The sequence below is a fragment of the Streptomyces sp. NPDC047853 genome (assembly GCF_043204535.1).
GTDB lineage: Bacteria > Actinomycetota > Actinomycetes > Streptomycetales > Streptomycetaceae > Streptomyces.
Map to the genome: position 1 here is coordinate 191,873 of NZ_JBIDCI010000002.1, position 12,973 is coordinate 204,845.

Consider the following 12,973-nt stretch of genomic DNA (forward strand, 5'->3'; position numbering starts at 1 on the left):
CGGGGCCCGCGACAGCCACCGCGGAATCAGTACCCGGCTGGCCTGACCAGGCCCGACTCGTACGCGAAGACCGCCGCCTGCGTCCGGTCCCGCAGGCCGAGCTTCACCAGGATGCGGCCCACATGCGTCTTCACCGTCTGCTCGGCGACCACCAGGCGCTGGGCGATCTCCGCGTTCGACAGGCCCTGTGCGATCAGGGCGAGCACCTCGGTCTCCCGCTCGGTCAGGTCACCCACGCGCTCCTTCAGTGGGGCGCGCGGCCGGTCGTCCAACCGGGAGAACTCGGTGATCAGCCGCCGGGTGATGCCCGGCGCGAGCATCGCGTCCCCGTCCGCCACCACCCGGACCGCCTCGGCCAACTGGTCGGCGGAGGCGTCCTTCAACAGGAACCCGGCCGCGCCGGCCCGCAGCGCCTCGTACACGTACTCGTCGAGGTCGAAGGTGGTGAGCACCAGCACCCGTATGCCGGGGTTCGCCCCGGTGACGCGCCGGGTGGCCTCGATGCCGCCCAGCTCGGGCATGCGGATGTCCATCAGGACGACGTCCGGAGCGAGCTCGGCGACCTTGGCCACGGCGTCCAGACCGTCCACCGCCTGTCCGATCACCTCGATGTCCGGCTGGGTATTCAGCAGCACGGTGAAGCCCTGCCGGACCATCTGCTGGTCGTCGGCGATCAGCACGCGGATCACCCGGCCGTTGTCACTGGTCGTCATGGGGTGCCGTCCTCGGTGAAGGGGTCGGGGGCGGGGTCGGTGAAGGGGGCGGGGGCCGGGCCGGGGGCGGGGTCGGTGGGCCGGTCGGCGTCGGTGGGCCCGGCGACGTCGACCGGGAGGAACGCCGCCACCCGGTAGCCGCCGTCCGGCATGGGGTGCGCCGTCAGACTGCCGTCGAGCATCGCCACCCGCTCCCGCATGCCCATCAGTCCGTGCCCCGCTCCCTGGGAGGGCGCCGGGTCGCGTTTCGGCCGGGTGTTGGAGACGTCCACCCGCAGGCCGTTCGGGAGGTGGGTGAGGTGCACCTGGGCGGTGGCGCCGGGCGCGTGGCGCAGGACGTTGCTCAGCGCTTCCTGCACGATCCGGTAGGCCGACAGCTCGACCCCGGACGGCAGGGGTCTGCGCACCCCGCTCGACCCGGTGTGGACGGTCAGGCCCGCGGCCCGGGTGTTCTCCACCAGCGCGTCGAGCCGGTCGAGATCGGGCTGCGGAGCGTGCGGGACGGCGGCGTCGGCGCCCCCGGGTACATCCGGTGCGTCGGGGTGCTCGGCACGCAGGACGCCCAGCACGCGCCGCAGTTCGGTGAGGGCCTCCAGCGCGTTCTGCCGGATGCCCGCGAGGTTCTCCTTCAGCTCGTCCGGCGGGTTCTCGACGAGGAGGGGGGCGACCTGGGCCTGGATGGAGATCACCGACATGTGGTGGGCGACCACGTCGTGCAGCTCCCGGGCGATGCGCCCGCGCTCCTCCAACAGCGTGCGCCGGGCCCGCTCCTCGGCGGTCAGCGAGGTCTGCTGCACCAGTTCGGCGCGGGCCTCGCGACGCCCGCGCAGGGCCGTCCCGAGCACCACGGCCACGGCGAAGAGGACGACGGCGAGTTGACCGGTCGGCTGGTAGGCCACGCCGCCCACCAGGCCCTGCACGACGTAGGTGGCCAGCGCGGTCAGGGCCAGCGCCTCCACGGAGACCCGGGTACGGACCCGCAGGGCGAGGAGGAGCAGGACGAACAGGTGCCCGATGAGCCCGGCCGCGGGCCAGGGCCAGGGGAACCGGTCGCCGTCGACGGCCATCTCGGCCCGCACGGCGAACGCGCCCACCAGCACGGCGGCCATGGACAGCCACCACCCCGCGATCGGCCGCCACAGCGCCAGCACCATCGCGCCGCCCTGGGCGAGGCCGATCAGGAAGGCGAACCCCGGATCGACCCCGCCGTGGTCACCGAGCTGGGCCGCGTCACCGAGCAGCACACCGAGGGCGGCCAGCCAGACGACCCCGTGCGGGAACCAGCGCAGCCACACGGACGGCGGCAGCGGGTCCGCCCGCCAGGTCCACAGATCCTCGTGCAGCACCCGCAGCACCCGCTGGGCTCTGCCGCCCGGCAGGTGCCGGCTCCCCCTTGGCTTCACCCGCCCCACCCTAGACATGACGGACTCCCTCCGTGTTCTCGGTCGTTCCCGCGGTCGCGGTCACACTGGTCGCCCCTGCCGCGTCGCTCCTACAGGTCGTCTTCGTCGTCTCCGTCGGGTTTATCGTTTCCATCAGGTCCGTCGGGTCCGTCGGGTCCGTCGGGTCCGTTGTTTTCCTCGTCTCCCTTGTCTCCGGCTCCGGCTCCGGCTCCGGTGGGCGGTGGGTGCGGATGATTCTGGAACGCCGGCTGCCGCCGTCCCGTTCGAAGGAGCGAAAGGCCACCCAGCAGGCCGCAAGACCCAGCGCGAAGGCCGGGAGCCAGACCAGCCTCGCGGCGACCCAGTCCAGCCCCTCGGGGGCCGTGTGCAGGCCGGGCAGGCGGCCCGCGAGGAGGCCGGTGGCCGTGGTCGCCATCAACGCGGTCTGGTGCCACAGGAAGATCGTCATCGCGGACAGGTTGACCAGCGCGACCACCGCCCAGACCACGGGCCGCCGCAGCGCGGCGCGCAACCGGTCCCGCAGCAGCAACGCGAGACCGCACTGCGCCAGACCGAAGGTGACGGCGGCCAGCGTCGGCGGGTCGAGGTTGGACACCTCGGCGCCGGGGACGCCGACCATCGACGCCGGGTAGCCCGCCCAGGCGACGAGCGCCGCCGTCGCCGCCGTACCGCCCGTGAGCAGGAACCAGCCCGCACGGCGGCGCTCCAACTCGCCCCGGGTCCAGGCGGCCCCGAGGGTGTAAGGCACCAGCCACCCGGCGGCGAGGTTGATCCAGCCGAGCCAGGACGGGGCGCCGAAGCCGAAACGCAGCAGGTCGACGTGGAGCACGACGACCAGCGGCCACAGCGGGTGCAACCGGGTCAGCAGTGGTGTCGCCGCCGTCAGCGCGGCGAAGACCAGGAGGAACCACAGCGGGGACAGCGCGAGCTTCACCAGGGTGCGGACCGTCACGAACTCCGCGCCCGTCAGCAGCAGCAGAGCCGCCGTCACCGTCCACAGGGCGAGGACGGCCGCGACCGGCCGGAACAGCCGCGACAACCGGGCGGACAGCCACCTGCCGTAGGACATGCCGCGGGCGCGGGCCGACGCGTAACCCAGCGTGGCGACATGGCCGCCCACCAGGAAGAAGACGGCGAGGGTCTGGAAGGCCCAGGAGACCGGGGCCAGCCACGGCATGGCGTGCAGCGGGCTGGCCGCACGCAGGCCGGCGCCGTCGGCGACCAGAGCCGTCACCAGCCAGTGACCGAGGACCACACCGAGGATGGCGAAGGCGCGCAGGGCGTCGACGGCCCGGTCCCGCGACGCGGGCGTGGCGGCGTCGATCCGCTCGGCGGCCCGGCGCCAGGAGGAGGCACCGGCAGGGGCGGTGCGGAGTACCGGAGCGGTCTGGGGTGGCGGAGCGGTGCGGGGTGCCGGAGCGGTACCGGGGGTCGGCGTCACGTGGGTCACCGGGTCACCTCCGTGATGTCGCCGAGGGTGATCCGGGCCAGGTTCCGCAGGGAGACGGAACCTGGGGCGAAGTAGTCGCTGTGGCCGCCGTCGCCGGCCGCGAAGACCCGGGCGCCGAAGCCCGGGGAGACGGGGTCGGTGCCGAAGCCGACGGTGGTGCCGAAGAGGTCGGCGCTGAGGTGCGGCACGTGTTCCACCCAGTCGTCCGCACCCCGGGCCGCCCAGACCCGGGCGCCGGTGCGCAGCTCCGAGGCGGAGTCGGCGCCGGTGCCGGGACTGCCCACCAGGGCTATGTCGGCGACGTCCGCACCCTCGGCGGCGCGGGCACAGACGACCGAACCGTAGGAGTGGCAGAGCAGGGAGAATCGGGCGGTGGGGCCGGTGATCTTCCGCAGGACGTCGAGCAGGGCGCGGAGCTTCGGAGCGGCCCGGTCGGCGCGGCCGGTCGTGGCGACCGTGGTGCTGACGGTGCCCGGTGTCTCGTAGCCCAGCCAGGCCACAACCGCCGTGCGGATGCCTTCGGGGGCGTCCGCGGCCAGCCGGGCGTACAGGGCGAGGGCCGCGGCACGGAACCGGCCGTACGTGTCGAGGCTGGTGTCGGAGCCCGGGACCAGGACGGCGACTCTGTCGGCGCGGGTCAGGTCACCGAGAACCTCCGTGGCCAGTCCGGCGCCCCGCCCGTCGAAGGCGAGGAGGTGCCGGGACGGGTCGGCCATCGCGCGGTCGGCGGCCGCGCGCCGGCGGTCTCCATGGGCGGCGGCCACCCGGGACGCCTCGGCGGCGTCGGCCCGGTGCGCGGCGTACGCCTCGCCCAGCGTGCCGGCCGTCGGGGCCGCCGACACGGAGGGGGCCGGGGCCGGGGTCTCGGGGCGTGCGGCGCCGGCGAGGGGAAGGACCACGGCACCACAGATGAGCGCGGCGAGGACGGTACGACGCGCTGTGCTCACGCGCCGCCGCCAACCTGCCGCCGAACGGGACCCCATGGCCTCTCCCCTCCGACACGCCCGCCCATCGGGCCTGCCTGTAGGGGAAGTTATGAATCGGACCGGGTAACTCGCGTCCCGCCAGGGAGCTCACCTGCGGAGTAGCTCTCAGGTATTACGGGTACGACCGGGACCGCACCGTCACGGCACCCGGCACCGGCACGGGCACCGGCACCGGCACCGGCACCGCACTGCACCCCACCGGCACCGGCACCGGCACCGCACCGACACCCGCACCGGCCCCGCAACCGCCTCACCAAGCCAACTGCGCGATCTCCTCCGCCACCACCGCGCACGCGTCCGCCGCCGGATCGATCAACGGATAGTGGCCGACATCCTCCAGCAGCGTCACGCCCACCACCTCCCCGGCCCGCGCCGCCGCGTCGGCGTACGCCTCGGCGACCGCCTGCGGGACGTCCACGTCGGCGCGGCCCTGGACGAGGGTCGTCGCGATGCCGGTGGGCAGCAGCAGGGCGGGATCGGCGTACGGCCGGCGCTCCTCGAAGCTCTCGTCACCGCCCAGGAACTGGCGCGCCGCACCACCGCACACGTCCAGCGCCCCCGCGGCCTCGAAGTCGGCGATCGGCGCGAGGGCGACCACGCCACGCAAGGGCGCCGGGCGGTCCAGGTACCAGGGGGCGTCGGCGGGCAGCACGTGCCGGGCCGCCGCCCACAGGGCGAGATGACCACCGGCGGAGTGGCCGGTCACCACGACGCGGCCGGCGTCGGCCCGCGGGAGGTGCTGCCGCACCAGCGCGGGCAGCGCGTCCAGCGCGGCGGCCACGTCGTCGAGGGTGTCGGGCCAGCGACCCGCCACGGGGTCGCCCCCGGCCGCGTCCCCTCCCGCCGCGCCGCGCCGGTACTCGACGCTGCCGACGGCGAAGCCCCGGCGGGCCAGGAAGGCGGCGAACGGGCTGACATGGCGCCGGTCGTGCGGTGCCCGCCACGAGCCTCCGTGCAGGAGCACCACGACGGGCGCGGCGCCGCCCGGCCCGGCCGCACCGCGCGGGGCGTAGAAGTCGATCACCTGATCGGGGTGGTCGCCGTAGGAGGCGGTGGAGTCGGGATCGACCGCCGGGTGCGAGAAGGCCGATTTCTGCTCCGCGGCCTCCGCGGCGTCCCTCGCGGCGTCCCTCGCGGCATCGGTGCCCGGTCCTGCGGCGGCGTCCGGCATGCTCAACCTCTCAGCGGCGAAACGGTGTTGGCGGACCCGGGGGAAGGGAATCGGCCGTTGGCGGGACCGTATCAGGCCGGTGACGTGCGCGAACATGGGGATGTCACGCAGGGTGAAGGGGAACGGTTCGGCCCCGACCCTTGAAAGCGGGCTCCTCGTACGGCGTCCACCACGCGGTCAGCGAAGGCATCCGGCGCAGGTGCGGGACGACACGGACCGCCCCCGGAGGGAGCGGCCCGCAGGCCCCGCCGCTACCGGAGCGTCTGCGCCAGCACCGCCGCCGCCCGCTCCACGTCCGCGAAACCGACGTACAGCGGTGTGAAACCGAAACGCAGGACGTCCGGCGCGCGGAAGTCGCCGACGACCCCGCGCTCGATCAGCCGCTTCATGACCTCACCCGCGTCGTCACAGCGCAGCGCCACCTGACTGCCCCGCTCCGCGTGCGCGACCGGCGTCACGGACTCCACCCGGCCGCCGGGGACGTACTCCCCGACACAGCGCAGGAAGAAGTCCGTCAGCGCCAGGGACTTGGCCCGCACCGCCTCGACCGACACCCCGTCCCACACCTCCAGGGCCGCCTCCAGGGCGAGCATGGAGAGGATGTCCGGCGTCCCGACCCGGCCGCGCACCGCACCGGAGGCCGGCGCGTAGGCGGGCGTCATGCCGAAGGGCTCGGCGTGCGAGTTCCAGCCCGGGAGGGGGGAGTCGAACCGGCCCTGGAGGTCGCGGCGCACGTACAGGAACGCGGGCGAACCGGGGCCGCCGTTGAGGTACTTGTAGGTGCAGCCGACGGCCAGGTCCACGCCGTGCTCGTCGAGCCCGACCGGCAGCGCGCCCGCGCTGTGGCACAGGTCCCAGACCGCGTACGCCCCCGCCGCGTGCACGGCGGCGGTCAGCACGGGCAGGTCGTGCAGCCGGCCCGTGCGGTAGTCGACGTGGTTGAGCAGGACGGCGGCGGTGCGCTCCCCCAGCGCCGACGGCACCTCGGCCGGGGCGACCGGACGCAGGGCGCAGCCCGTCATCCGGGCCGCGGACTCGGCGATGTACCCGTCGGTGGGGAAGGTGGTGGCGTCGACGAGGATCTCGTCACGCCCCTCGCCCGCCATGCGTACGGCCGCCACGAGGGCCTTGAAGACGTTGACGCTCGTGGAGTCGCCCACCACGACCTGCCCGACCGCCGCGCCGACCAGCGGGGCGATCCGGTCGCCGATCCGCTCGGGCGCGGTCCACCAGCCGCTCTCCTCCCAGGACCGGATGCGCAGCTCGCCCCACTGGCGCCGTACGACGTCCGCCACGCGCGCGGGGACGTGCGCCGGGAGGACGCCCAGCGAGTTCCCGTCCAGGTACACGACGTCGTCGAGGACGAACCGCTCGCGCAGTGCCGCCAGCTCGTCGGCGGCGTCCAGCCGGCCGGCCTCACCGGCCAGGTCCCGCGGCTCGGACATACAGTCCTGCGGCTCGGACGTACGGTCCTGCGGCTCGGACATACGGTCCCGCGGCTCGGACGTACGGTCCCGGGGCTCAGACATACGGTCCCGCGGCTCAGACATACGACCGCGCCGTCCACAGCTCGGGGAAGACGTTGCCACGGGCCCGCTTCTCCAGCCAGGCCACCCCGGCGGAGCCGCCGGTGCCGGTCTTGGAGCCCATCGCGCGGCGGGTGGCGACCAGGTGGTCGTTGCGCCAGCGCCACACCAGCTCGGCGACGTCGGTGAGCGCCTCGCCGAGACGCGCCAGCTCGCCGTTCTGGTCGCCGGAGTAGACGGCCGTCCAGGCGGCCTCCACCTCGGGCGCCGCCTCGTACTTACGGGTGACGTCGCGCCGCAGCACGGCCTCCGGGATGTCGTACCCGCGCCGGGCGAGCAGCCGGACCACCTCGTCGTACAGGCACGGCTCGTGCAGCGCCTTCTCCAGCTCCGCGTGGACGCGGGGGGTGCCGCGGTGCGGGACGAGCATGGACGCGGACTTGTCGCCGAGCAGGAACTCCAGGCGGCGGTACATCGCCGACTGGAAACCCGAGCCCTCGCCGAGGGCGCTCCGGTAGGAGTTGAACTGGGCGGGCGTGAGGCCCGCGAGCGGCGTCCAGGAGGCGTTGAGCGCCTCCAGTTCCCGCACCGAACGCTTCAGCGCGTCGGTCGCCACCTGGATCCGGTCCTCGCGCAGGGCGCCGGCCGCGGTCTCCCACTCGTGGACGATGACGGTGAACCACAGCTCCATGACCTGGGTCGTGACCAGGAAGACCATCTCTCCGGGATCGTCGGAGAGGGTGTGCTGGAGGTGGGTGAGCACGTCCGCCTTGACGTAGTCCTCGTACGGCGTGCTGCCCTCGAAGTCGAGATTCGGGGCTTCGTGGGACATTGCTGTCTCCTGATGGCACTACGGGTAGCGGTCCGCCCTGCCGTTACCGGCACGGGGCCCCGGTCCCCAACGGCATCCTCCGCAATCGTGCCAGGAAACCGCAAGGCCCGCCCGCTCGCGGCGGGCGGGCCTTGGACGCGCCGGACCTCGACGCGGGAGGCGGGGCCTAGCCGAGCACCTCGGCCGCGGCGGGCGAGGAGTCCTTCAGGAACTGGCTGCAGCGCTCGTACTCCTCCTTCTCGCCGATCGCCTGGGCGGCGCGGGCGAGGGCGTGCAGGGCGCGCAGGAAGCCGCGGTTCGGCTCGTGCTCCCAGGGCACCGGGCCGTGGCCCTTCCAGCCGCTGCGGCGCAGGGAGTCCAGACCGCGGTGGTAGCCGGTACGGGCGTACGCGTACGACTCCACGACGCTGCCGCGCTCGAACGCCTCGTCGGCCAGCCGGGCCCAGGCCAGCGAGGACGTCGGGTACTTCGCCGCGACGTCGGCGGGCGAGGTCCCGCCCGCCAGCAGCTCACGCGGTCCCGGGTCGTCGGGGAGGTGGGTCGGGGGCGGTCCCCCGAGGAGGTTCTCGTGAATGGCCATGGCACAAGTCTGCGGCATGCGCGCCGCTCCCCCGCACGGGTCACCCGGACCTCGTCACGCCGCCCCTCCGCACGGATCGTCCGCCCCCGCCACGCCACCCCTCCCCCCACATCACCCTGTCCCACGACGCCACGCCACCCCTCCGCACGGATCACCCGCCCCCGCCACGCCACCCCTCCCCCCACACCACCCCTCCGCCCACGTCACGCCTCGTCGCGAACCCGCTCCCCCTCCAGCGGTGGCACCATGACCGAGCCGTGGGTACGGCACTCGGGCCGGCGGCAGTCCGGGCCCGGGCGGCGCACCGTCGCGAAGGCGGTCACGGAGCCCGCCACGAGGACGCCCGCGCAGATCAGCATGGCCGGTCCGAACGCGTCGTCGAAGGCCCGGGGCGACCGGTATGCCTCCTCGCCCATCCCCGTGAGCAGCGGCAGCGCGGCGACCGCGACGAGGCCCGCCGCACGGGCCGCCGCGTTGTTGACGCCGCTGGCCAGCCCGGCCCGCGCGGTGTCCACGGCGGCCAGCACGGTCGCCGTCAGCGGGGCGACCAGCGTGACCATGCCGAGGCCGAGCACCAGCAGGGCGGGCAGCACGTCGGCGGTGTACGAGGCGCCCGGCCCGACCCGCAGCATCAGCACCATCCCGGCCGCGCACAGCAACGGGCCCACACCGAGCTGGAGCCGGGGGCCCAGACGCTCCGCCAGCTCACCCGAGCGGGCGGAGAACAGCAGCATCAGGACCGTCGTCGGCAGCAGGGCCGTACCGGCGGCCAGCGCGGACCAGCCCACGACGACCTGGAGCTGGAGCGCCGCGAGGAAGAAGAAACCGCCGAAGGCCGCGTACACGCACAGCGTGACCACGTTGACCGCCACGAACTGACGGGAGGCGAAGACGTCCAGCGGCATCATCGGGTCCCTGCCGCGCCGCTCGACGACGACGAAGGCCACCGCCGCCGCCGCTCCCGCCACCGCGCTGAGCGTCACCGCCCAGGTCCCCGTACGCGCCTCGATCAGCGCGAAGGTGAGCAGTGCGAGGGCCGCCGCGCCGAGGGCCGCGCCGAGCACGTCGAAACGGGAGTGGGCGCGCTCGTCCGAGGACTCCGGCACGTGCCGCAGGGCGATCGGCGCGCACAGCAGCGCCAGCGGGACGTTGAGCAGGAACACCCAGCGCCAGCCCGGGCCGTCCACCAGCCAGCCCCCGAGGAACGGCCCCACCGCCGCGCCGACACCCCCGAAGCCCGACCAGAGGCCCACCGCGCGGCCCCGGTCGTCGGGGTGGAAGGAGGCCTGGATGAGGGCGAGGGAGCCGGGTGTGAGCAGCGCACCGCCGACGCCCTGGAGGGCGCGGGCGGCGATCAGGGTCCCCGCGTTCGGCGCGAGGCCGCACAGCAGGGAGGCGGCGGCGAACCACAGCACGCCGACGACGAAGATCCGGCGGCGGCCGAAACGGTCGCCGAGGGCGCCGCCGAGGAGGATCAGCCCGGCCAGCGTGACCATGTAGGCGTTGACCGTCCACTGGAGCGCGGCGAGGTCGGCGTCGAGGTCGCGGCCGATCCGGGGCAGCGCGACGTTGACGACGGTCGAGTCCAGCAGGGCCATGCCGGACCCGAGGACGGTGGTCAGCAGGATCCACTTGCCCTGCGGTGAGGCCAGCCGGACGTCGGGCATGCCCCAGGTATACAGCGAGCCCGGCGCGCGGGGGCGCCGGGCTCGTGCGAACGGTCGACGAAAACGACCGGTGTTACTTGATCCGCTGACCCGCCGAACGCAGGTGACCGCAGGCCTCGACGACCCGGGCGGCCATGCCGGCCTCGGCGAGCTTGCCCCAGGTGCGCGGGTCGTAGGTCTTCTTGTTGCCGACCTCGCCGTCGACCTTCAGGACGCCGTCGTAGTTGCGGAACATGTGGTCGACGACCGGACGCGTGAAGGCGTACTGGGTGTCGGTGTCGATGTTCATCTTGACCACGCCGTTCTCCAGCGCGGTCGCGATCTCCTCGGCGGTGGAGCCGGAGCCGCCGTGGAAGACGAAGTCGAACGGCTTGCTGCCGGCCGGCTGCCCGTGCTTCGCGGCGATGCCCTCGTTCAGCTCCTTGAGCAGCTCGGGGCGGAGCACGACGTTGCCCGGCTTGTACACGCCGTGGACGTTGCCGAAGGACGCGGCGAGCAGGTAGCGGCCCTTCTCGCCCAGGCCCAGGGCCTCGACGGTGCGGACCGCGTCGTCGACCGTCGTGTAGAGGGAGTCGTTGATCTCGTGGGAGACGCCGTCCTCCTCGCCGCCGGTCGGGGTGATCTCGACCTCGAGGATGATCTTCGCGGCGCGGGCGCGCTCCAGCAGCTCGGTGGCGATGGAGAGGTTGTCGGCGAGGGTCTCGGCGGAGCCGTCCCACATGTGCGACTGGAACAGCGGGTTGCGGCCGGCCTGGACGCGCTCCTCGGAGACCGCCAGCAGCGGACGGACGTACCCGTCGAGCTTGTCCTTGGGGCAGTGGTCCGTGTGCAGGGCGACGGTGACGTCGTACTTCTCGGCCACGATGTGCGCGAACTCGGCGAGGGCGACGGCGCCGGTCACCATGTCCTTGTTGTGCTGGCCGCCCAGGAACTCGGCGCCGCCGGTGGAGATCTGGACGATGCCGTCGCTCTCCGCCTCCGCGAAACCGCGCAGGGCCGCGTGCAGCGTCTGGGAGGAGGTCACGTTGATGGCCGGGTAGGCGAACTTTCCTGCCTTCGCCCGGTCCAGCATCTCGTTGTAGACCTCGGGAGTTGCGATGGGCATGTCCGCTCCTTGTATGTGCGGGTGGGCGTGATACGTGCTTGGGCCCTGACCTAGACCATGGGGGGCGACGTCATCGTCGGCCCCATCCTTCCAGACGGACCGGGATACTCCGAGTGGACGTCCGCCCGCTGGGCGGTACCGTCCCGGGCGGGCCTCAGTCCAGGCCCAGCTCGTCCTTGTCGAACGCGTACCGGTACGGCACCCCCGCGCCCTGCTCGATCTTCTCCGCGGCACCCGTCGCCCGGTCGACGATGGTCGCGACGGCCACGACCTCGGCACCGGCCTCGCGCACGGCCTCGACGGCGGTGAGCGGGGAGCCGCCGGTGGTGGAGGTGTCCTCGACGACCAGGACGCGGCGGCCCTTGATGTCCGGGCCCTCGACGCGTCGCTGCAGACCGTGCGCCTTGGCGGCCTTGCGGACGACGAAGGCGTCCAGGTGCCTGCCGCGCGCGGCGGCGGCGTGCAGCATGCTCGCGGCGACCGGGTCGGCGCCCATGGTCAGCCCGCCGACCGCGTCGAAGTCCAGGTCGTCGGTCAGGTCCAGCAGCACCTGCCCGACCAGCGGCGCGGCCTCGCCGTCCAGGGTGATGCGGCGCAGGTCGACGTAGTAGTCGGCCTCCAGACCCGAGGAGAGGGTCACCTTGCCGTGCACCACGGCCTTGTCCTTGATCTGCTGCAGCAGCGCCGCGCGTACATCCGTCATGCGCACCAGCTTAGAGCCGGGTCCAGCTCCAGGTCGTCGTGGCCTCCAGCGGCTCCAGGGGCGTGACCAGGCGCGGGAGGGTGTTCAGGCCGTCGGGCGGCCCGGTCTGCGGCTCCACGCAGACGGCCGCCTCCTGCTCGTCGTAGACCACGACCCACTGCTCGGGGCTGGTCACCCGCAGCTCCAGCCGGCCGGGCCAGGTCAGGGTGACGTCGACACCGTCGGGCATGCCGAAGCAGTCGTCCCAGGGGCCGGGCTTCGGGTCGACGCGGTGACCGGTGGGGAGGTGGTCGTCGCCGCGCTCCTCCTGCCAGGCGGGGTCGAAGGCGACCGCCACGTCCGCGCCGTCGAGGGTGCGGTGGAACCACGGGTGCCAGCCGAGCTGCGCCGGGAAGGACGACTCGTACGTCTCCACCGACATGGTCAGCGTCAGCGCGTCCTCGCCGAGCGCGATCACCTGGGTGACACGGCCCGGGTAGGGCCAGGGGTCGGCCAGGTCGTACGTGAGGACGGCCTCGTCGGCGGTGACGCGGGAGGTGTGCCAGGCGGCGTCGCGGGCGGTGCCGTGGATGGCGTGCGGCGGTGAGTTGAGCGGCATGTGGTGGACCGCGGCGCCGTCCCGGAAGCGGCCCTCCCGGATACGGCCGCACCAGGGGACCATCGGGAAGCAGCCGTAGCGCTCGCCCTGCCGGAGCAGTTCCGTGCCGCCGACGCGCAGCCCGCCGATCCGGCCGCCGTTGCCCGGCAGCACGGTCGCCTCCGCGTCACCCGCGGTCAGCGTGATGGGTTCGTTGCTCACGCCTCGACCCTACTGGGGCGATCAAGAGGGCCCCAGCC

General features: G+C 73.8%; 12 protein-coding genes. All 12 read right to left on the reverse strand.

Annotated elements, in window-relative coordinates:
* Positions 1 to 26: 26 nt before the first annotated feature.
* The 12 genes from ACGF5T_RS04850 to ACGF5T_RS04905 all read right to left on the reverse strand — a co-directional run bounded on the left by ACGF5T_RS04850 (position 27) and on the right by ACGF5T_RS04905 (position 12,935).
* A complete protein-coding gene (locus ACGF5T_RS04850) occupies positions 27 to 713 on the reverse strand; it encodes a response regulator transcription factor (RefSeq protein WP_356602333.1) in 687 nt (228 codons plus the stop codon).
* The gene (locus ACGF5T_RS04855; protein WP_356602335.1) at positions 710 to 2,134 is read right to left on the reverse strand and encodes a sensor histidine kinase; all 1,425 of its coding nucleotides are present in this window, start codon (positions 2,132 to 2,134) and stop codon (positions 710 to 712) included. Before ACGF5T_RS04855 ends, ACGF5T_RS04850 begins: the two co-directional genes overlap by 4 nt.
* Positions 2,127 to 3,566 (reverse strand): acyltransferase, encoded by a 1,440-nt coding sequence (locus ACGF5T_RS04860; RefSeq protein ID WP_392886894.1) that lies wholly within the window; start codon positions 3,564 to 3,566, stop codon positions 2,127 to 2,129. The genes ACGF5T_RS04855 and ACGF5T_RS04860 overlap by 8 nt, the downstream gene beginning before the upstream one ends.
* A complete protein-coding gene (locus ACGF5T_RS04865) occupies positions 3,563 to 4,549 on the reverse strand; it encodes an alpha/beta hydrolase (RefSeq protein ID WP_366766475.1) in 987 nt (328 codons plus the stop codon). Before ACGF5T_RS04865 ends, ACGF5T_RS04860 begins: the two co-directional genes overlap by 4 nt.
* Positions 4,550 to 4,802: 253 nt before the next feature.
* On the reverse strand, positions 4,803 to 5,723 hold the full coding sequence (locus tag ACGF5T_RS04870) for an alpha/beta hydrolase (protein ID WP_361011978.1): 921 nt from the start codon (positions 5,721 to 5,723) through the stop codon (positions 4,803 to 4,805).
* Positions 5,724 to 5,974: 251 nt separating this feature from the next.
* Positions 5,975 to 7,168 (reverse strand): kynureninase, encoded by a 1,194-nt coding sequence (kynU, locus tag ACGF5T_RS04875; protein WP_366766476.1) that lies wholly within the window; start codon positions 7,166 to 7,168, stop codon positions 5,975 to 5,977.
* A 97-nt stretch (positions 7,169 to 7,265) separates the two neighbouring features.
* The gene (locus tag ACGF5T_RS04880) at positions 7,266 to 8,081 is read right to left on the reverse strand and encodes a tryptophan 2,3-dioxygenase family protein (RefSeq protein ID WP_356602343.1); all 816 of its coding nucleotides are present in this window, start codon (positions 8,079 to 8,081) and stop codon (positions 7,266 to 7,268) included.
* A 166-nt stretch (positions 8,082 to 8,247) separates the two neighbouring features.
* Positions 8,248 to 8,661 carry a DUF3151 domain-containing protein gene (locus ACGF5T_RS04885; RefSeq protein ID WP_356602345.1) on the reverse strand — a complete coding sequence of 138 codons (414 nt, stop codon included), beginning with the start codon at positions 8,659 to 8,661 and terminating at the stop codon, positions 8,248 to 8,250.
* A gap of 203 nt (positions 8,662 to 8,864) precedes the next feature.
* Positions 8,865 to 10,328 (reverse strand): MFS transporter, encoded by a 1,464-nt coding sequence (locus ACGF5T_RS04890; RefSeq protein WP_356602347.1) that lies wholly within the window; start codon positions 10,326 to 10,328, stop codon positions 8,865 to 8,867.
* Between the two features lie 73 nt (positions 10,329 to 10,401).
* Complete coding sequence (gene fbaA, locus ACGF5T_RS04895) at positions 10,402 to 11,433, reverse strand: class II fructose-bisphosphate aldolase (RefSeq protein ID WP_366766477.1); 1,032 nt, start codon at positions 11,431 to 11,433, stop codon at positions 10,402 to 10,404.
* A 154-nt stretch (positions 11,434 to 11,587) separates the two neighbouring features.
* Positions 11,588 to 12,136 carry an orotate phosphoribosyltransferase gene (gene pyrE / locus ACGF5T_RS04900; RefSeq protein WP_356602351.1) on the reverse strand — a complete coding sequence of 183 codons (549 nt, stop codon included), beginning with the start codon at positions 12,134 to 12,136 and terminating at the stop codon, positions 11,588 to 11,590.
* 10 nt (positions 12,137 to 12,146) lie between these two features.
* Positions 12,147 to 12,935: an aldose 1-epimerase gene (locus ACGF5T_RS04905; RefSeq protein WP_361011985.1), complete on the reverse strand. Its 789-nt coding sequence runs from the start codon at positions 12,933 to 12,935 to the stop codon at positions 12,147 to 12,149.
* Between the last annotated feature and the right edge of the window lie 38 nt (positions 12,936 to 12,973).